This is a genomic window from Geothrix sp., from assembly GCF_049292215.1.
Classification (GTDB): Bacteria; Acidobacteriota; Holophagae; order Holophagales; family Holophagaceae; genus Geothrix.
The window spans coordinates 37,708-56,013 of sequence record NZ_JBATQW010000071.1 but is presented as its reverse complement, the minus strand read 5'-3'; the positions used below and the strand labels follow the sequence as shown (position 1 = coordinate 56,013).

17 protein-coding genes and 1 tRNA gene are annotated in these 18,306 nt (G+C 66.8%); 8 read left to right on the top strand and 10 right to left on the bottom strand.

Annotation, left to right across the window (positions count from 1 at the left end):
- Window positions 1–35 precede the first annotated feature (35 nt).
- From WAS25_RS12495 to WAS25_RS12460, 8 genes are all read left to right on the top strand, one after another.
- Window positions 36–2,198: a molybdopterin-dependent oxidoreductase gene (locus WAS25_RS12495; protein WP_422312571.1), complete on the top strand. Its 2,163-nt coding sequence runs from the start codon at window positions 36–38 to the stop codon at window positions 2,196–2,198.
- A 9-nt stretch (window positions 2,199–2,207) separates the two neighbouring features.
- A complete protein-coding gene (locus WAS25_RS12490) occupies window positions 2,208–2,759 on the top strand; it encodes a 4Fe-4S dicluster domain-containing protein (RefSeq protein WP_422312569.1) in 552 nt (183 codons plus the stop codon).
- Between the two features lie 9 nt (window positions 2,760–2,768).
- The gene (gene nrfD / locus WAS25_RS12485) at window positions 2,769–3,746 is read left to right on the top strand and encodes an NrfD/PsrC family molybdoenzyme membrane anchor subunit (RefSeq protein ID WP_422312567.1); all 978 of its coding nucleotides are present in this window, start codon (window positions 2,769–2,771) and stop codon (window positions 3,744–3,746) included.
- On the top strand, window positions 3,743–4,351 hold the full coding sequence (locus tag WAS25_RS12480; RefSeq protein WP_422312565.1) for a molecular chaperone TorD family protein: 609 nt from the start codon (window positions 3,743–3,745) through the stop codon (window positions 4,349–4,351). The genes nrfD and WAS25_RS12480 overlap by 4 nt, the downstream gene beginning before the upstream one ends.
- Window positions 4,352–4,412: 61 nt before the next feature.
- Window positions 4,413–5,795, top strand: coding sequence for a rhodanese-like domain-containing protein (locus tag WAS25_RS12475; RefSeq protein ID WP_422312563.1), 1,383 nt, complete (start codon window positions 4,413–4,415; stop codon window positions 5,793–5,795).
- 128 nt (window positions 5,796–5,923) lie between these two features.
- A complete protein-coding gene (locus tag WAS25_RS12470) occupies window positions 5,924–7,303 on the top strand; it encodes a sigma-54-dependent transcriptional regulator (protein ID WP_422312561.1) in 1,380 nt (459 codons plus the stop codon).
- Window positions 7,304–7,314: 11 nt separating this feature from the next.
- Window positions 7,315–7,716 carry a helix-turn-helix domain-containing protein gene (locus WAS25_RS12465; protein WP_422312559.1) on the top strand — a complete coding sequence of 134 codons (402 nt, stop codon included), beginning with the start codon at window positions 7,315–7,317 and terminating at the stop codon, window positions 7,714–7,716.
- A gap of 35 nt (window positions 7,717–7,751) precedes the next feature.
- Window positions 7,752–7,828: transfer RNA gene (locus WAS25_RS12460), tRNA-Pro, on the top strand.
- Window positions 7,829–8,150: 322 nt separating this feature from the next.
- Here the strand turns inward: WAS25_RS12460 and WAS25_RS12455 are convergent.
- The 10 genes from WAS25_RS12455 to WAS25_RS12410 all read right to left on the bottom strand — a co-directional run bounded on the left by WAS25_RS12455 (window position 8,151) and on the right by WAS25_RS12410 (window position 18,287).
- The gene (locus WAS25_RS12455) at window positions 8,151–8,606 is read right to left on the bottom strand and encodes a hypothetical protein (RefSeq protein ID WP_422312557.1); all 456 of its coding nucleotides are present in this window, start codon (window positions 8,604–8,606) and stop codon (window positions 8,151–8,153) included.
- 125 nt (window positions 8,607–8,731) lie between these two features.
- On the bottom strand, window positions 8,732–9,508 hold the full coding sequence (locus WAS25_RS12450) for a hypothetical protein (RefSeq protein ID WP_422312555.1): 777 nt from the start codon (window positions 9,506–9,508) through the stop codon (window positions 8,732–8,734).
- A 181-nt stretch (window positions 9,509–9,689) separates the two neighbouring features.
- Entirely contained in the window at window positions 9,690–10,430 is a 741-nt protein-coding gene (locus WAS25_RS12445) for a methyltransferase domain-containing protein (RefSeq protein ID WP_422312553.1), read from the bottom strand.
- Between the two features lie 11 nt (window positions 10,431–10,441).
- On the bottom strand, window positions 10,442–13,042 hold the full coding sequence (locus WAS25_RS12440; protein WP_422312551.1) for a cation-translocating P-type ATPase: 2,601 nt from the start codon (window positions 13,040–13,042) through the stop codon (window positions 10,442–10,444).
- 380 nt (window positions 13,043–13,422) lie between these two features.
- A complete protein-coding gene (cls, locus tag WAS25_RS12435; protein WP_422312549.1) occupies window positions 13,423–14,835 on the bottom strand; it encodes a cardiolipin synthase in 1,413 nt (470 codons plus the stop codon).
- The gene (locus WAS25_RS12430; protein WP_422312547.1) at window positions 14,832–15,464 is read right to left on the bottom strand and encodes a DUF1003 domain-containing protein; all 633 of its coding nucleotides are present in this window, start codon (window positions 15,462–15,464) and stop codon (window positions 14,832–14,834) included. Before WAS25_RS12430 ends, cls begins: the two co-directional genes overlap by 4 nt.
- A complete protein-coding gene (locus tag WAS25_RS12425) occupies window positions 15,457–16,500 on the bottom strand; it encodes a zinc-dependent alcohol dehydrogenase family protein (RefSeq protein WP_422312545.1) in 1,044 nt (347 codons plus the stop codon). The genes WAS25_RS12430 and WAS25_RS12425 overlap by 8 nt, the downstream gene beginning before the upstream one ends.
- Window positions 16,501–16,673: 173 nt before the next feature.
- On the bottom strand, window positions 16,674–17,099 hold the full coding sequence (locus WAS25_RS12420) for a general stress protein (protein WP_422312543.1): 426 nt from the start codon (window positions 17,097–17,099) through the stop codon (window positions 16,674–16,676).
- On the bottom strand, window positions 17,096–17,992 hold the full coding sequence (locus WAS25_RS12415; RefSeq protein ID WP_422312541.1) for an alpha/beta fold hydrolase: 897 nt from the start codon (window positions 17,990–17,992) through the stop codon (window positions 17,096–17,098). The genes WAS25_RS12420 and WAS25_RS12415 overlap by 4 nt, the downstream gene beginning before the upstream one ends.
- A gap of 19 nt (window positions 17,993–18,011) precedes the next feature.
- Entirely contained in the window at window positions 18,012–18,287 is a 276-nt protein-coding gene (locus WAS25_RS12410) for a YtxH domain-containing protein (RefSeq protein WP_422312539.1), read from the bottom strand.
- Window positions 18,288–18,306: the final 19 nt, after the last annotated feature.

Here is an 18,306-nt window from a genome sequence, read left to right as displayed (position 1 = left end):
GACCCTGGCTGTGTGTTTCAGCTCGGAGGAAAATCATGGATCGGCGTGTCTTTCTGCAGGTAGCGGGCGCAAGCGGCGTGGCCATCTCGGGCCTCGGTTGCTCCTGGCTGTTCAAGAAGCCGGAGGCCAAGCCGGTCTTCTCCACGGGCATCCCCACCACATGCGAGCTCTGCCCCAACAAGTGCTCGGTGCTGGCGATGGTCGAGGGGGGCCGAATCCGCAAACTGAACCCGAACCCCGAGAACCCCAAGTCGCGGGACATGCTCTGCGCCCGCGGGAACGCGGCCATCCAGCAGGTCTACGATCCGGACCGGCTGAAGCAGCCTCTGATCCGGGCCGGGGCCAGGGGGGAGGGCAAGTGGCGGCCGGTCTCCTGGGAAGAGGCCTGGGACTACACCGCCAAGAAGCTGAACGAAGTGAAGGAGAAGCACGGTCCCCAGGGCACCCTGTGGGCCAGCACGGAGGGCTTCCAGGAGGTCTTCTTCAAGAACCTGGGCTCTGCCTTCGGCAGCCCGAACATCATCCGGCATCCCAGCCTCTGCCTGGCCTCCATGAACCTGGCCTACTCCATGACCTTCGGCACCGTCCCCAGCTTCGACCTGCTGAACGCGGACTACGTGATCATGGCCGGGGCGAACCGCTTTGAGAGCATCATCACGCCCGACACCATGGACCTCATCGGCGGGGTCATGGAGCGCAAGGCCAAGCTCATCTACCTGGATCCGCGCTTCACCGTCACGGCCTCCAAGGCCGACGAGTGGTACCCGATCGCCCCCGGCACCGACCTGGCCTTCATCCTGGCCCTGATCCACGTGATCATCCGGGAGGAGCGCTTCGACCGGGCCTTCGTGGACGGCTTCACCCTCGGTTTCGAGCAGGTGGTGGAGCATGTCAAACCCTACACCCCTGAGTGGGCCGAGCAGGAGACGGGCATCCGCGCGACGGACATCATCCGCATCGCTCGCAACTTCGCCGCGGCGGCGCCCCGGGCCGTGTTCTACGCTGGACGGCGCTCCAGCTGGTACCAAAACGATTTCCAGATGCGCCGCGCCCAGGCCATCCTCAACGCCATCGTCGGCAACTGGGACCGCCAGGGCGGCATGGTGCCCAACCAGAAAGTGCCCAAGGGCGAGTTTCTCTTCATGCCCTGGGATGAGCCCAAGGCCCCCCGTGTGGACGAGATCGAGAAGAACTTCCCTCTCGCTGCCAAGGGGGACGGAGTCTACCTGCCGCTGCGCGAGAACGTGCTGAGCGGGAAGCCCTATCCCGTCAAGGCCTGGATGATCTACAAGCAGGATCCCCTCCACGCTGTGCCCGACCAGGGCAAGACCTTGAAGATGATCGAGCAGATGGACTTCGTGGCCGTCATCGACATCGCCATGAGCGACACGGCCTGGTATGCCGATGTCGTGTTCCCTGAGAGCCACTACCTGGAGCGCACCGACCCCATCGAGGTGATGCCGGGCATCTGGCCTGCCGCGGTCCTGCGCCAGCAGGTGGTGAAGCCCCTCCACGACACCAAGCCCTGCCTGGAGATCGTCCAGGGCCTGGCCAAGCGCCTCGGGCTGAGCGACTACTTCGACTACACCATCGATCAGTGGATCGAGGCCGAGGCCAAGGACCTCCCCGTTCCCAACGGCCTGGAGCACATGAAGAAGCACGGTGTGGTGGCCTTCAGCGAGCCGAAATACGGGGCCACCCGGAAAGCCGACCACCGCTTCGTCACCAAGAGCGGCAAAATCGAACTCTTCTCGGAACGCCTTCAGGAAGCGGGACAGGACCCCCTTCCCAAGTATTCCCCCCCCGCCAAGGTGCCCACCGGCAAGTTCCGGCTCGTCCTGGGCCGCAAGGCCACCATCACCCACGCGGCCCTGACCCAGCTGCCCTGGCTGCACGAGCACAACCCGGAGAACAGCCTCTGGCTCCATCCGGAATCCGCTGATCGCCTGGGCATCCAGACGGGGGACCTCCTGGAGGTCGCCAGCTCCGTGGGGCGCGTGAACATCAAGGCCCTTGTCACGCAGGAGATCCGACCGGATTGCGTGTTCATGCTCCACGGCTTCGGCAAAAAGTCCCCCTGGCTCCGGGCCGTGCACAACGTGGGCGCCGCGGATGCCGTCCTGCTCGAGACAGCCTGGGACAAGGTCAGTGGCAACGCCGCCATGCACGAGACTTTTGTCAAAGTCGCGAAGGTCTAGGGAGAAACCATGGCCAAGAAACTGAAGCGCTACGCCCTGGTGCTCGACTCCAAGAAGTGCATCGACTGCAAGGCCTGTGTCGTGGCCTGCAAAGCCGAGAACGAGGTTCCGGTTGGCGTCTACCGCAATCGGATCAACGTCGAGAGGAGCGGCGAGTATCCCAAGCTGCGGACCAGCTTCGATCCAGAGCAGTGCCACCACTGCGACAACCCGAGCTGCGTGCGCGTCTGTCCCACGGGAGCCAGCTGGCAGCGAGAGGATGGCATCGTCCTCGTGAACTACGACGACTGCGTTGGCTGCAAGTACTGCATCATCGCCTGCCCCTACGATGCCCGGTTCCACCACCCCGAAACGCACACGGTGGACAAGTGCACCTTCTGCGTCCAGCGGGTGGATCGCGGCGAGCTACCCGCCTGCGTCGAGACCTGCCCCAGCAAGGTGCGGGTCTTCGGCGACCTCAACGACTCCCGGAGCCCCATCCACCTGCTGCTGGCCACGCGACGCTACCGCGTCATGAAGCCGCAGACCGGCAATGGTCCTCAACTCTATTACCTCCTCTAGGAGCCGGCGATGCATGAACCTGTTTGGGAATTCCTCATCGTCAACTACCTGTTCCTGGGTGGCCTCTCCGCAGGCCTCTGCTTCGTGTCCGGCCTGGCCTCCTGGTTCCAGGAGGACGGGCAGTCCGCGTTCCCGCGGATCGCCCGCTGGGGGGCCCTGCTGGCACCCTGGCCTGTGAGCCTGGGCTCGGCCCTTCTGATCTTCGACCTCGGCAAGCCGCTGCGCTTCTGGAAGCTCTTCTTCCACTTCCGGTGGCAGAGCCCCATGTCCATCGGCAGCTGGCTGCTGGTCCTGTTCACCCTGGTGAGCCTGGTGAACCTCTGGGCATGGCTCGAGCAGAGCGAGCGCCAGGGCCTGCTGGCGCGGATTCCCGAACGCCTCCGGAGCCGCATACCGGCGCAGGTTCGCGGCTACCTCGACCGGGATGCCTCCGCCTGGCGGCGCACCCTCGCCATGGCCGGTTTCCCCCTGGCAGTCGGGGTGGGCATCTACACCGGCGTCCTGCTGGGAGCTGTCCAAGCCCGCCCGTTCTGGAACACCAACCTGGTGGCGCAGATGTTCCTCTTCAGCGCCCTCTCCAGCGGAGCGGCCACGATCCTGCTGGTGCGCCTCCTGGACAAGGAAGCCATGGATCTGAAGGAGGTCCGGTTCCTCTACACCCTGGACATCGTGCTCATCTCTCTCGAGTTCTTCATCGTGCTGCCCTACCTCATCCACGGTGAGCTCTCGGTGCTGGCCGTCCGGGAGGCCCTAGCCCTGATCCTCGGTGGCCCCTACACCCTCGTCTTCTGGGGCCTGTTCCTGGGCGCCGGCCTGCTGATCCCCCTCGCCATCGAGGTGTACGAATTCAAGCCCCTGCTGACCGGCAAGGGCACCTTCCACCTCAACCCCCGCCTGGCCATGGCCGCCGCCAGCCTCGTCATCCTGGGCGGCTATACGCTGCGTTACGTGTTCGTCTTCGCCGGCCAGGCGAGCGGCTTCCGATGAGCCGGGACCAGGTGGGAGCGCTGCTGCAGGAACTCGGGGCCATCCTTCTGGTCCCGGGCCTCGGGTATGAAACCGGGGTCCGTCCTCTGCTGGCATCACCCGGACACCAGGTGGCTCTGGATACGGCCCTCCAGAACCTGATCGAGACTCCCGCCGAGCAGCTTGACATCGCCTACGCGGGGTTGTTCCTGCACGGCTACGACCACCCCACCCTGCACCTGGAGGAGTCGGTGCTGCGCTGTGGCGAGCTTCGGTGTGCGGCGGTATTGAACGACTTGCACGGGATCTATCTCACCGCCGATCTTGAAATTCAGTCGCCCTTCGAGCCCGATCACCTTGGCGCCATGGCTTCCCTCCTGGGGCACTTCCTGAACCGGATGGAGGAGGGCCAGGGGGCAGTCCACCAGAGCCTCCAGATGGCCGCCTCACGCCTGCTCACAGATCATCTCAGGCCCCTCCAGGCTCACGTATCGGAGCGGTTGGAGCAGATGCATGCCCACCCCTACTACCGTCGCGTGCTTGACCTGCTCGGGGTCGCCCTCCTCATCGCCGAAGGGCTCCTCCCAACCTCAGAACTCCAGCCTCTGGGTGCAGAACCAACCTGAGGCCAGTTAGCCCCCCACCCCCCGTTCCCACCAACCGTTCCATCCCTTCAAGGAGGTCTCCATGCACCATCGAGCCTTGCGAACCATCCTCTGGGCAGCTGCCCTGGCGAGCACCGCCTTCGCGGCTGATCCCGTGGCCCCCCGGCCCGTGACGGCCAAGATCTGTCTCAACTGCCACACCACCACGCCCGGAAACCTCCGCGGCAACTTCGAGGTCCTCGCCCCCAAGAGCTCCTCCTTCCAGATGAAGGTGGACGAGAACACCGAGATCCTCCGCTACGACAAGGCCAGCCTGAAGGTGGTCTCCGAAGAGAAGGCCGCCACTCTCGAGGACACCCTGAAGGCCATCAAGAAGGGCCATGAAGTCAGGGTCGAATACACCGAAAAGGAGGGAGTTAAAACCGCCAGCCTGGTGGCCGTCAAGCCCGCCGTGAAACTCGCCGCCCACGAGACCATCCTGCTGGATGAGGTCCAGAAGCTGGTGGCCATGGGTCCCGAGAAGGGGAAGTATTTCCTCTTCGACTCCCGGCCGGCGCCACGGTTCCAGGAAGGCAACATCCCCACCGCCGTGAACATGCCCTTCCCTGCCTTCGACAAGATGGTCGACAAGCTGCCGGCCGACAAGAATGCCCTGGTGATCTTCTACTGCAGCGGCAAGACCTGCAACATGAGCCCCGGCTCCCTGGCCAAGGCCAAGAAGCTCGGCTACACCAACGCCAAGGTGTTCATCGAAGGCATGCCCGCCTGGTACTCGAAGAACTACGGCGTGATCGCCCCCAAGTCCTTCAAGGAGGCCTTCCTGGACAAGGACATCCCCGCCATCGTCCTGGACCTTCGTACCGATGCGGATAAGGGCACCCTCAAAGGTGCAGTGGCGCTGGCCCCGGGCAAGACGGCCGAGCTGCTGAAGCTGTTCCCGATCGCCAAGCTGAAGCCCCCGGTGCTGGTGGTGGATGCCAACGGTGGAGAGAGCGCCCGCACCGTGGCCCAGGAGATCGTCAAGGCCGGCTACGCGGGCGTGAATGTCCTCCAGGGCGGGTTCCAGGCCTGGCAGACCGCTGCCCTTCCCCTGGTCCCAGGCAAGCTGGCCACGACCGTGACCTATGTGCCCAAGCCGCGACCCGGCTCGATCTCGACTGCCGAGTTCACCCGCCTTGCCAACCTGGCCCCTGAACAGCGCAAGGATGTGCTCATCCTCGATGTCCGCAACCCGGATGAAACGAAAAACGGCACCATTAAGGGCGCCCTGGTGATCCCAGAAACGGCCCTGCTCTCGCGCCTGGCGGAAGTGCCCAAGGACGCCAAGGTTCTGGTGGTGACCCACTGCTCGACAGGCATCCGGGCTGAGCTCGCCTACCACCTGCTCAAGGAGAAGGGCTACAACGCCCGCTTCCTGAATTCGGAGATCACCATTATCGACACCGGTGAATTCACCATCGACTGAGGCTCTCAAGCTTCCCCGTGAGATAGGCGCCTCCGGGCGCCTATCTGGCGTCAGGGCGGGAAGGCATTGTGGATAATCCAGCCAACCACCTGCTAGACAAAGGCTTGTCCCGCGTCCAGCATGGATCCATGCGTGCCCCCACAACCATCCTCCTGGTGGATGACGAGCCGGGTATCCGGCGCTCCCTGGGCGAAGCCCTGAAGGACGAGGGCTACCACGTGGTGAAGGCCGAGCGGGGCGAGCAGGCCATCGACCTGCTGCACAACCCCGATGGCGAGACCCTCCAGCTCATGCTGCTTGACGTCTGGCTGCCCGGCCAGGACGGCCTGGAAACCCTGAAGCAGGCCAAGCAGATCCGACCGGACCTTCCGGTGGTCATGATCTCGGGCCACGCCAGCATCGACACGGCCATGCAGGCCACCAAGTTCGGCGCCTTCGACTTCCTGGAGAAGCCCATCGACCTGGACCGCCTGCTCCTGGTGGTGGGCAATGCCCTGCGCCAGTCGAAGCTGGAACAGGAGAACCAGCGCCTGCTCGCCGAAGTCGAGGGCGGCCGCTTCTTCCTGGCGGACAGCCCCGCCATGAAGCGCCTCATGGCCGACGTGGCCCTGGTGGCTCCCACGGAAGGCCGCGTCCTGCTCACGGGCGAGAATGGCAGCGGCAAGGAGGAAGTGGCCCGCCTCATCCACCTGCAGAGCCCCCGCAAGGATGCCCCGTTCATCGAGGTTAACTGCGCGGCCATCCCCGAGGAACTCATCGAGAGCGAGCTCTTCGGCCACCAGAAGGGCGCCTTCACGGGCGCCGTGCGCGACCAGAAGGGCAAGTTCCGCGAGGCGGACGGCGGCACCCTGTTCCTCGATGAAGTGGGCGACATGTCCCTGAAGACCCAGGCCAAGGTGCTGCGCGCGCTCCAGGAGGGCCGCGTGGAGCCCGTGGGCGGGGGCGGCGCCGTGGGCGTGGACGTGCGCGTCGTCGCCGCCACCAACAAGGACCTGGCCGGGGAAATCACCCGCGGGCGCTTCCGCGAGGACCTCTACTTCCGCCTGGCAGTGGTACCCCTGCGCATCCCCGCCCTGCGGGAGCGCCCCGAGGACATCCTGCCCCTGGCCGAGGCCTTCATCAGCCGCATCGGCCGCCAGTACGGCCGCCCGCCCCGGCACCTGGGACCCGAGGCCAAGGACACACTGCTGCGCCATGACTGGCCGGGCAACGTGCGCGAGCTGAAGAACCTCATGGAGCGCGCCGTCATCCTCGGCCGCGGCAGCGAGATCGGCCCCCGCGACCTGGGCCCCCTGGCCACGCGCCACCTCGCCGAGCAGGACCCCTTCTCCTTCCCCGAGTTCGCCAGCCTCAAAGAGGCCAAGGACTGGTTCGAGACCCAATACCTCCAGCGGGAGCTGCGCTTCCAGAACGGCAACATGACCCGCGTGGCCGAGCGCGTGGGCATGGACCGGTCCAACCTCTACAAGCGCCTCAAGGCCCTGGGCATCGAGCCCAGGGAGAGCTAGGCGGTGCGGTGATGAGCGACAAGAAGTGGTTCAAGATTGGGGAAGCGGCGGCCCTCGTCGGCGTCGGCCCCAAGGACCTACGCTACTGGGAAGACGTGATCCCGGACATCAAGCCCCGGCGCAGCAAGGGCAACCTCCGCTACTACCACCTGGACGAGCTGCCCCGCCTGAAGCGCATCAAGGGCTGGCTGAGCGAGGGCCTCACGGTGGCCGACTGCGCCGAACTGCTGGCCCACGGCCACCTCGTCCAGCGCCTTGACCTGGGCCTGGAGGCGGATGAACTGCCCGCCGCCCCGGTTCAGAAGCCCAAGGCCGCGTTCCCACGGCTGCTGCGCACCAGCACCGACCTGCAGCCCGTCCTGAAATCCGTGAAGGCGCTCTACGAACGCCTGTGTTCCGCACCCAAACCTTGACCCCAGGGCCCACCCGTTCTACAGTCAAAGGTTCACGGCGCGTGGCGCAGCCTGGTAGCGCACTACCTTGGGGTGGTAGGGGTCGGAGGTTCGAATCCTCTCGCGCCGACCAAAAACACCTAGAAGGGCCAAGACTTAACGGTCTTGGCCCTTTGCCTTTTGGGGCCATACGGAAAATGTGCGAATTGTGCATGCAGGAACTGGCCTACTCAGTCGTGAACAGCCCTGAATAATTCTCCAGTGTGGAAGGCGTGGGGAATCTAGCACTCATCAGGGCTGCAGTATTCTCATCACCACGGCAGCAGTCTAAGTGTCAGCTGAAGATTGGCGGGGCCTAATTGTTCTCAACCTAATCTTCCGAATCTATGCCAAATCTATTGAGAAGGGAGACCGCTTCCGGTCTCCCTTTTCCGGTCAGGCGAAATTACAGCAAGTTAGTGATCCCGGCGGTCGTCGCCTCGTCCGTGATCCTTGTCCTTGCCGCCACGCCCTTCGGAGCCGCGACCGTGGTCCCGGCGCCAGCGGGTGTAGTCATCCCCCTCCGACATTTTCTGGTGGGACCAGTGGCCCGGCTCGTAGCGATAGGCTCCGCCCTCGCGGCGATAGCGCGCCGCGATCCAACTTGAACCGCGCCGCGAGGGCCGTTCCCAGCGCCCCGGGGCCCAGGCCCAGCGGTCATCCTGGCGATCCCAGTACCCGGCGATCCACCGATGGTTGCGGCTGGGGCGGCGCATCCGGACTTCCACCTGGGGGGGTGGCGGGGCGTCCGGCGCGATGCGGATGTGGATCGATGGGAGATCCACACCGATCCGGATCTGGGCGCTGGCAGGCGCGGGACCCAACGCCGCCAACAATGCAGGTAGAAATAATCTAGCCAATGTCTTGTTCATGCAGTCCTCCTCGACCGGGATGGTTTGTATGGATGCCGTGCTTCGGTCATGTCGGCACCCAGTTCAGACATTCATTGCTGCGGCTCTCCGCGGTCAGTCACCGCGTTCGGCACCCTTACCCGGGCCTAGCCGACCAGGACTGTGATGGCGATTCGATCCATCGGATGTCTCCGATTGAGCATGTAGTAACCGCCACCCCAGTACTCGATGTATAGGTCGTCGTCTCCGTACCAGTTCTCGGACCAGTACTCGGGCCAGGGGTCCATGACGCTGAACCACAGGCCGTTAAACTGGAACCTGGGGAACCCGCCGATGACAATCAGGGGGAAATGCAACATCCGGAACCCGTGGCTGGGCCCAAAGAAGCCGTGGTAGCGGGTGTCGGGAATGCGGTAGCCACGATAGCCACCCCGGGCCTGCCAGGTCCGATGTTCCGTCTGCCAATTCTGCGCACGACGGGCAGGCCAGGCCGATTGATGCTGTCTTTCATGCGGTGGCTGGGCGCGCGGCGTGGGCCGGGACGCCTGGACCGGAGCGGCCCGGCGGGCGGGCGCTGCCGGTCGATCGAGCTTGACCTCGGGCCGCTGCTGCGGCGATTCCCGGCGGGTGGGCCGCTCCTGCTGGGACGGTCGCTCCGGTTTCACCGCAGGCCGTGGCTGGGGTTTCTCCTGGCGATCGGGCCGTTCCGGTCGTGGCTGTCCCTGGGGCTTGGCCTCGTGCTGCGGCTGCGGCTTCTCCGGCCGCTCTGGTCGGGCTGGCTGGGGCCGTTTCCCCCTGCCCTCCGGCTCCTGCTGCTGCCTGCGTGCGTCCTGCTCGCGCTGATCGTGTTGCGCGTAGGCGGGCGTCATGGCCTCGAGAAGCAGGGGCAGAATGCCCAGGTTGATGAGTCCGATGGAGATCATGTCGTCGCTCCCGGTGGGTGCCCGCGGTGAGCTGCTGACCCTCCACGAGGGACGGTCGCCAGCAGGACCTGTCAATCAGCGGATTCCGTGCCAGCCTGGAAGATGCTTGAGCCCATCGACTTGTCTTGAAGTACACGGGCGGTGGCCCGGGTCGGCCCATCAAGCCGAAGGGCCCCTCCCTTCAATTCGATGGATTCTGGCCCCGGTCGCACCTCGCCGCCTTCTCGCAGAGCAGGAGCTGGTTTCCACCCATGGATCCAGTCAATCCCGGCGCCGGCAGCAGGCTGAAGCCAGCCTCGGCCAGGTCGATCCGAAGGTCGGCCAGGGGCCGCCAATGCACGCTGGGCGCCAGGTTCCACCGGAAGCCGATGGCCAGCCACTCGGCGAGGCGGGTCAGGATCGCCATCCCTCCGACCTGGGCATCCATCACCCGGAGCAGGAGCCTGCCCCCCTCCGGGAGATGCGCGCCGATCCTGGCCAGCAAGGCGCGCTGGCGCTCGGCGGGCAGGTAGTGGAGCACGTCCAGCAGCGTCACCATCGAGCAGGGGGGCCAGGGCACCTGGAACAAGTCCCCGCAGACGACCCGCGTCGCCGCCCTGCCCTCGACCAGCCGCTGGCCGAACCGGGCCTTGGCCACATCCCACTCGATGCCGAGCGTGTCGTTGTGGAGCCCCCTCGCTTCCAGCAGCAGCCCCAGCAGGCCGATCCCGCATCCCAGGTCGAGGACGTTCGCTCCGGGCGGGATCCATGGCAGGGCCCTGCGGTAGAGCTGATCCATCCGCACCTTGCCCTTGGCGTAGCCCCGGAGCCAGTGCGCCCCCGCTCCAGAGGCCGCCTCGAGGCAGGCGACGACCCGGTCGATGGGATCCGATGCCTTGAAGGCACGGGGAGGGGTGGGTGCCAATGCTTGAGATCGGGGCATGCTTGCGCTCCTCAGGTCTGGTCAGCTGGTGCGGGGGTCCGCTGGTGTCTCTGCAACGCCTTGTACCCCTCAAACCAGAGGATGCTGGCGAACCCTGCCGAACACGCCATCACCAGGTCCAGCCCGCGGATCGGGGCGAAGTGGAAGAGGCGCTGGGCGACCGGCCAGGACAGGACCAGGGCCAGGAAGGCCGTGGTTCCGCCCAGCACCCACCAGAGCGCGGTGTTGGGCTGCCTCAGGCTGCTCAGCATGCTGTGGGCCCAGGACCGGTTGGCGAGGATCACCGCCACGAAGGACACGACCAGGGCCGCGAAGGTCAGCGCCCGGGCCGCAGCATCACCCCGGATCGGCCTGGCCACGAGGTACACCGCCACACAGGCAGCCAGGGCCGTGAGGCCCTGGACCAGCGCCAGCCCCACGGATTTCAGGGTGAACAGCCGCTCCTCCGAGGCCCTGGGCGGCCGCCGCATGACGTCCGGTTCCGCTTCCTCGGCTTCGAAGATGAGTGAGCAGGAGGGATCGATCACGAGCTCCAGGAACACGATGTGGATCGGCAGCAGGAGCAGCGGCCAGCCCGGGATGAAGATGGGCAGCAGCGACAGGCCCGCGATGGGCACGTGCACGGCGAACGTGAAGCTCACGGCCTTGCGGATGTTGTCGTAGATGCGTCGGCCCAGCCGGATGGCCGCCACGATCGAGGCGAACTCGTCATCCAGGAGCACCAGGGAAGACGCCTCCCGGGCCACGTCGGTCCCCCGGCCGCCCATGGCCACGCCGATGTGGGCCGCCTTCAGGGCCGGGGCGTCATTCACGCCGTCCCCCGTCATGGCCACCACCTCGCCATTGGCCTTCAGGGCCGTCACCAGGCGGAGCTTCTGCTGGGGGACGATGCGGGCGAAGACGCTCACCTCCCGGATCCGCTCGGCCAGCACCTCGTCGCTCATGGCCTGGAGCTCGGGCCCGGTGATGACCTGCTCGGGGTCGGCGATCCCGGCCTGCCGCGCGATGCTCTGCGCGGTCGCCGGATAGTCCCCCGTGATCATGATGACGCGGATGCCGGCGGTGCGGCATTCGGCCACCGCGGCGGGGACGCTGGAGCGGACGGGATCCTCCAGGCCAAGCAGGCCGATGAAGTCCAGATCCAGGTCGTGCTGGGCCCCCGGGAGCTCCGCCGGGAGGCGGCGCCCGCGGGCCACACCCAGGACGCGCAACCCGCGGGAGGCCATGCGCAGCACCCGCTCCCGGATCTCGGCCCGCTGGTCCTCGGCCAGGTGGCAGAGGTCGGCCACGGCCTCGGGCGCCCCCTTGGTCGCCAACAGGATCTGCCCGGACCCATCGTCCCAGGCCTGGGAGACGGCCAACAGCTCGGGCGCGAGCGGGTATTCCTTCGCCAGCGTCCAGTCCGGGTGCAGGCGCCCGGTGTCCGTCAGCCAGCGCTTGCCCGCCGCCGCCAGGGCCCGCTCCATGGGATCGAAGGGATCCCGCCGACCCGCCAGGATGGCGTATTCCAGCAGCTCGTGGACCAGCTCCGGCGGGGCTGGCCCATCCTGGGAGAACTCCGGGGTCTGCCCATCCACATCCAGGCCTTTCAGGGTCATCTGGTTGAGGGTCAGGGTCCCGGTCTTGTCCACGCAGAGCACGGTCGCCGAGCCGAGGCTTTCGATGGCCGGCAGGCGCCGGGTGAGCACCCGGTTCTGGGAGATGCGCCAGGCCCCCAGGGCCAGGAAGACCGTGAGGATGACAGGCAGTTCCTCCGGGAGGATCGCCATGGCCAGCGTGATGCCGGCCAGCAGCCCCACCTTCCAGGCCCTGGCGTCGCTCCCCCGGGTGAGGGCGTACAGGAAGACCACGACGGTGCAGGCCCCGAGGCCCGTGACCGCCAGGATCCGGACCAGGCGGGCCGTCTCCCGCTGCAGGAAGGTGCGCTCCGGCACCACCAGCGCGAGCGCCGTGCCGATCTTTCCGAGTTCCGTCTGGAGTCCGGTACCCACCACTTCCAACAGGCCGCGGCCCGCCGTCACCAGCGTTCCGGAGAACAGGGACGGCAGGTCATCACCGCCCGGAACGTCCAGTGCCTTCGCCTCGGTGGAGGCGCTCTTCCGAACGGGCACGGACTCCCCCGTGAGCAGGGATTCATCGACCGCCAGGCTGGTGCCGGACCGGTAGATGGCATCGGCGGGAACGCGATCACCTTCTGTCACGATCAGGATGTCGCCGCTGACGACCTCCCGGCCTGGGATGCGACGCTGCTGTCCCGCCCGCACCACCAGGGCCCGCGGACTGGAGAGGTCCCGGAGGGCCTCGAGGGCATGCTCGGTCCGCCGCTCCTGCACGATGGTGATGCCCATGACCACGAACACGAAGCCGAGGAGCAGCAGGGCGTCCTGGAGCTCTCCCATCAGCAGGTAGAGCGAACCCGCACCCACCAGCAGGAGGAACATGGGTTCCCGGACCACCTCCCAGGCGATGCCCAGGAGGCCCCGGCTCTCCTTGGAGGGCAGCTCGTTGGGGCCATCCCGCAGCAGGCGCTGCCTGGCTTCGTCCTCCGTCAGCCCTGCGAACCCATCGAGGTCGGAGTCTGCAGGTCGGGTTGAGGCGGAATCCGCTGACATGGGCGTTCCTTCAGGGTGAGGGATCGAAAAAGGGAGCCAACGAATCGGCCTAGGTATAGATGTGATCGCGCGCCCTGGCCGCGATCTCCCGCTCCGTCGCCCATCCACGGGGACTCTCCTCTGGGCCGGGGCGGCGACCCGGAACCAGGGCGTACGCAGCCTGGGTGGCATCGAGGGGCCTGGGGCCATCCACCAGTCCCTGCGGTCCCTCAGCGGCCGAGGGAGTCACGGGTGCCCGGGGCGCTGCCGCAGCGGCCCCAGCCTGATCGGTCCACCCCTGGTGGATCAGTGTCTCTTCAAGGCTGTACATGACCATCTCCTGGTGTGGATTGGCGGGGCGGCTCGGATCGGCCCATGGTTCCGTCCGTGTCCGAGGCTGTTCACAGCCAGTAGGACGTGAGGCGCGCACACCACTCCTTGAACCGCTGCAGGTAGGGGCGCCGCTTCCAGGTCTCTCGAGTGATCTCCTTGGAGCCCTTCAAGTCAGCCTGGAAGGCGTCCTCCATCTCCAGGCCAAACGCGTCCCCCAGGACGACCACGTTCACCTCCTTGTTGTGGAGGAAGCTGCGCGTGTCCAGGTTGGTAGAGCCCACCGTGGACCAGACGCCGTCGATGACGGCGGTCTTGGCGTGCAGGACGGAGGTCTTCAGCTCGTAGATCCTCACCCCTGCGTCCAGCATGGCCTGGTAGAAGGAGTGCGAGCCCTGGGAGGTCAGCCAGTTGTCGGAGACGCTGGGCAGGATGAGCTTCACGTCCACGCCACGCCGCGCCGCCTGCTGCAGGGCCTTCGAGATCTGGGCATCCGGCACGAAGTAGGCCGAGGCGATGTGGATCGAGGTGCGGGCGCCCTGGATGGCCACGAAATAGGCCTTGAAGATCTCGTGGTGGCTCCCTGGCTGGCTGCCGAGCACTCGCACCACCTTGTCGCCCGCCGGGGCCAGGGTGGGGAAGTAGTCGCGCGCCGGCAGGGCGCCCGCCTGCTGGCTGGTCCAGTTGTCCAGGAACATCCACTGGAGGGCGGCCACGGCGGGGCCTTCGATCTGCAGGTGGGTGTCCCGCCACCCCACGACCCCGGCCTTCGCCTTGCGGGTGGAGCGGAACAGCGAGCTGCGCGAATAGCTCGCGGTGATGTTCACCCCGCCCGTGAAGGCCACCCTGCCATCCACGACCAGGATCTTCCGGTGGTCGCGGTTGTTGATGCGCCAGCCCAGGAGCTTGTGGTGGGGACTCACGGGCTGGAAGGGCAGAAGGCGGATGCCGGCCTCCTGCATGCGGTCGAAGAACGCCTGCGGCGTGCCCAGTGTCCCCACACAGTCGTAGATGATGCTGACCTGGACCCCCTCCTTCTGCTTGGCGATCAGCAGATCGGCGAACTGCATGCCCAGGGGATCCTGATCGAAGAGGTAGGTCTCCAGGTTGATGGAATCCCGGGCCTGGGACACGGCCACCATCATGGCGGCGATGGTCATGGGCCCGTCGAAGAGGAGCGTCACCTGGTTGCCGGCGATGAGGGGGCGGCCCGTGGCGGCCTCTTCCAGGCCCGCAAGGTACCCGGCATCGACCTTGGCATGGCCGAGCCGACGGGCCAGCAGGGCGGACGCGGCCTTCTCGCTCAGCACGCCCTGACCATCCACCACCCGCGGAATGGTGGGGGCATGGAGCGGCTCCTTCAGATACTTCAGGTCCGGCAGGCGCGCGCACCCCGAGCAGAGCAGACAGCTGACCAGGACCCAGGACGGTGAGAGCCGGTGCGGGCTGGCCTGGTGGGCCGGGCGGCCGGGTGCGCAACTCACGGGGCGAGGTCCCGCTTCGGGAGCAAGGTGGCCAGGAGCTCCAGCTGCTCCTTCTGGATCGCCAGCAGCTCCTCCCACTGCTTCTCACGCAGCAGGTCCAGCTTCTCGTGCAGCAGCATGATGTCGAGCTCGGCCTTGAGGTTGACCTCGTAGTCATGCTGGGCATTGAGCCGGTCCCGCTCCGAGTGGCGGTTCTGGGACATGAGGATGACCGGCGCCTGGATGGCCGCCAGCATGGACAGGAAGAGGTTCAAAAGGATGTAGGGGTAGGGGTCGAAGGTCCTCCCGCGGCTCGCCAGCAAGAAGGCATTGAGGCCGACCCAGACGACCATGACGCTGGCAAAGAGCCCCACGAAGGTCCAGGAGCCGCCGAAGCTCGCGACGACGTCCGCGGCGCGCTGGCCTAAGGTCGTGCCCTCGTCGTAGTCGTCCGTGACGTTCCGGGCGATGTGGCGGCCCTCCGCCACGTGCTCCGCCACCCGCTGGGCCTGCTCGTCCAGGGTCTCGAACGGCACGCCCAGAAGCTTCGAGGCCACCTCGCCGGGCTGCTGGGTGTGGAAGCCCTTCCGCCGTCCCGGCCGCCCCAGGTGGGCAGCACCCGCGAGTGTGAGCGTACGGTATCTACTCATTGGTCAAGATCACCTTCAGGGCCCGCTCCTCCTTGGCCTGGCTGAAGGTGTCATAGGCCTTCAGGACCTGGGCCAGGGGAAATCGGTGCGTGATCAACTGCGTCGGCTGCAGCTTCCCGGCGACCACCGACTTCAGGAGCATGCGGGTGGAGACGGTGTCAACCAGCCGGGTGGTGAGCGTGATGTTGTGCGACCAGAGCTTGTCCAGGTTCAGCTGGACCGGCTTGCCGTGGACGCCGATGTTGGCGATGTGCCCGCCCGCAGTGACGATGGCCTGGCAGATGTCGAAGGTCGCGGCCTGCCCGATGGCCTCGATGGCCACGTCCACGCCTCGGTTCCCGGTCAGCGCCATCACGCGTTCCACGGCCTGGCCATCGCTGTTGTTCACGATCCAGGTGGCGCCGAACCGCTTCGCCGCCTCGAGGCGGTTGTCATCCACATCGACCACGATGATCTCCGCCGGCGAGTAGAAGCGGGCCGTGAGGAGCGCGGCCAGGCCGATGGGGCCGCCCCCGACGATGGCCACGGAATCCCCGGGCTTGATGGCGCCGCTGAGGACGCCACACTCGAAGCCCGTCGGGAGGATGTCGCTCAGCATGACGAGCACCTCCTCATCCACGCCGGCGGGAATGGGGTACAGGCTGTGGTCGGCGAAGGGGATCCGGACCCGCTCGGCCTGGGTGCCGTCGATGAGGTTGCCGAGGATCCAGCCGCCGCCGCTCTCGCAGTGGGAGTACATGCCCGTCCTGCAGTTGGCGCACCGCCCGCAGGAGGAGATGCACGAGATCAGGACGTGGTCCCCGACCGCGAAGTTCGTGACACTCCCCCCCACTTGCTCGACGATGCCGACCCCCTCGTGCCCGAGGATCCGGCCCTCCGCCACCGTGGGGACATCGCCCTTCAGGATGTGAAGGTCGGTGCCACAGATGGTGGTCCTGGTGATCCGGACGATGGCATCGCTGGCGTCCACGAGGACGGGGTCCGGCCGTTCCTCGAAGGCCTTCTTGCCGGGGCCATGGTAGACAAGGGCTCGCATGGTGGTTCCTCTCTTCAAGTCCGGCCTGGATCACGCAAGGAGCGGCCGGGCGGTGGCTCAGGTGACGCTGACGAGTTCGCGGCAGCATTCCGCGTGTACGCCGGTATGCGCAGCCCCGGCCAGCATGAGGATGTCCTTGGCCCTGTCGGCTTCCTCGGCGGTGCCGTGGGTGATCACCAGGAAGCGGTTGGAACGGACGGCGGTCTCGTATTGGAGGCAGCTGTCCTTGGGGATGCCGAGGCTGTAGAGCGCCGCGGCCACCACGCCCAGCCCCCAGCCGTGAGGGCCCCTTCCAGGGCGCCCACCATCCAGCCCACCAGGGGTCCGAAGACCACCAGGGAACCCAGACCGGGCACCACAAAGAGGGCGGACCCGAACAGCAAGCCCCAGAAACCGCCCCAGAAGGCGCCGAGCTTGCCCCAGACCTTCATGCGATCCCCGGCGTTGTAGTAGCCGATGACGTGCTCCTCCGTGTGGAAGTCCTTGCCCACGATGGAGAGCTTCTTCATGTTGAACCCTGCCAGCTGGAGTTCCTTGATGCTGCCTTCGGCCTCCAGGTGGGTGAGGAACACGCCGACCACTGCGTTGCGCTCGTTCATGATGGGTCTCCTTGGGAGGGGGTGTGAGGTGGCGTGACCAGGCGGGCCGGAGGTTGCCCCGGCTCGTGGTCCGGAAGGGCTTCCAGCCAGGCCTTCAGCGCTTCGTTGAAGGCGAAGGGCTGCTCGTAGGCCACCAGGTGGCCGGCCTCGGGGATCATGACCAGCTCGGCCCCGGGAATACCCCGGGCCAGCTCCGCGGCTTCGCCGGGTGGCACGAGCATGTCGTCGGCCCCGGTCACCACCAGGGTCGGCATTCGGAGTTCGTCGAGATGGCCCCGCTGATCCGGCCGGTCCGCCATGCCCAGCAGGGCGGCAACCACGCCATGGGGGCTGGACGTCCACATGATGTTGCGCACGGCTTGGTCCAGGCCTGGGTTCGAGGGCCGGGCCGAGAGCATCTTCGGCATCAGGCCCTTCACGAGCGCCCCGAAGCCGCCGCCCTGGACCTTCTTTGCCGTCTCGCGCCGCGTCGCGGCCACGTCGGGTGCGTCGGCTGCGGCCTTCGTGCTGACCAGTACCAGGCCCCGGAGGAAGAGGGGATAGGCCCTGGCGAAGGCCAGGGCGATGTAGCCCCCCATGGAATGGCCCACCATGACCACGGGGCCGGTCTCCAGGTGCTGGCACAGGGTGAAGAGATCCTCGGCGTACCGGGCCATGGTGGCGGGGCCAACCAGGGGCCCGCTGGCGCCGAACCCGGGCAGGTCAGGCGTGAGCACGCGGTTCGTGGCCTTGAAGGCGTCCAGCTGCTTGGACCAGCAGTCCCCGTTCAAGGGAAAGCCGTGGACGAAGAGCAGGGGTGGTCCCTCCCCCTCATCCGTGTAGGCCAGCCGTTCCCCATGGACCAGGGCCATCATCGTGATTCCCTTCTCGTGTTTTCGGGTTCCTTGGCGCATGGGCGGATTCGGGTCCGGCTCAGCCGGGCAGGTCGTTCACAGAGATCGGGTGGTCGCCCTTGGCGCCCGGAATGTGCCAGACATAGGTCCGGCGGGATCGGGGCCCCTGGCCGCGCAGACCTTCGGCGGCCCGATGGGCGCGATCCCTGCTGCGGCGAAACAGGTTCTTCAGGTCCCTGCGGAGCCGGGGGCCCGACTTGGGCGTGGTGAGGGCCACCACGATGGCACCGAGGGCGGCGCCGGCGAGAAAGGTGAGCAGCGCGGGCATCACGGAAGGTGGGTTCGACTGGCTCATGGCGGGACTCCGTTCCTGG

Excerpts from the sequence above, each read along its gene's own strand:
- WAS25_RS12495 (WP_422312571.1), top strand. The coding sequence starts at position 36 with ATGGATCGGCGTGTCTTTCTGCAGGTAGCGGGCGCAAGCGGCGTGGCC.
- WAS25_RS12490 (WP_422312569.1), top strand. The coding sequence starts at position 2,208 with ATGGCCAAGAAACTGAAGCGCTACGCCCTGGTGCTCGACTCCAAGAAG.
- nrfD (WP_422312567.1), top strand. The coding sequence starts at position 2,769 with ATGCATGAACCTGTTTGGGAATTCCTCATCGTCAACTACCTGTTCCTG.
- WAS25_RS12480 (WP_422312565.1), top strand. The coding sequence starts at position 3,743 with ATGAGCCGGGACCAGGTGGGAGCGCTGCTGCAGGAACTCGGGGCCATC.
- WAS25_RS12475 (WP_422312563.1), top strand. The coding sequence starts at position 4,413 with ATGCACCATCGAGCCTTGCGAACCATCCTCTGGGCAGCTGCCCTGGCG.
- WAS25_RS12470 (WP_422312561.1), top strand. The coding sequence starts at position 5,924 with ATGCGTGCCCCCACAACCATCCTCCTGGTGGATGACGAGCCGGGTATC.
- WAS25_RS12465 (WP_422312559.1), top strand. The coding sequence starts at position 7,315 with ATGAGCGACAAGAAGTGGTTCAAGATTGGGGAAGCGGCGGCCCTCGTC.
- WAS25_RS12455 (WP_422312557.1), bottom strand. The coding sequence starts at position 8,606 with ATGAACAAGACATTGGCTAGATTATTTCTACCTGCATTGTTGGCGGCG.
- WAS25_RS12450 (WP_422312555.1), bottom strand. The coding sequence starts at position 9,508 with ATGATCTCCATCGGACTCATCAACCTGGGCATTCTGCCCCTGCTTCTC.
- WAS25_RS12445 (WP_422312553.1), bottom strand. The coding sequence starts at position 10,430 with ATGCCCCGATCTCAAGCATTGGCACCCACCCCTCCCCGTGCCTTCAAG.
- WAS25_RS12440 (WP_422312551.1), bottom strand. The coding sequence starts at position 13,042 with ATGTCAGCGGATTCCGCCTCAACCCGACCTGCAGACTCCGACCTCGAT.
- WAS25_RS12430 (WP_422312547.1), bottom strand. The coding sequence starts at position 15,464 with ATGAGTAGATACCGTACGCTCACACTCGCGGGTGCTGCCCACCTGGGG.
- WAS25_RS12425 (WP_422312545.1), bottom strand. The coding sequence starts at position 16,500 with ATGCGAGCCCTTGTCTACCATGGCCCCGGCAAGAAGGCCTTCGAGGAA.
- WAS25_RS12420 (WP_422312543.1), bottom strand. The coding sequence starts at position 17,099 with ATGAACGAGCGCAACGCAGTGGTCGGCGTGTTCCTCACCCACCTGGAG.
- WAS25_RS12415 (WP_422312541.1), bottom strand. The coding sequence starts at position 17,992 with ATGCGCCAAGGAACCCGAAAACACGAGAAGGGAATCACGATGATGGCC.
- WAS25_RS12410 (WP_422312539.1), bottom strand. The coding sequence starts at position 18,287 with ATGAGCCAGTCGAACCCACCTTCCGTGATGCCCGCGCTGCTCACCTTT.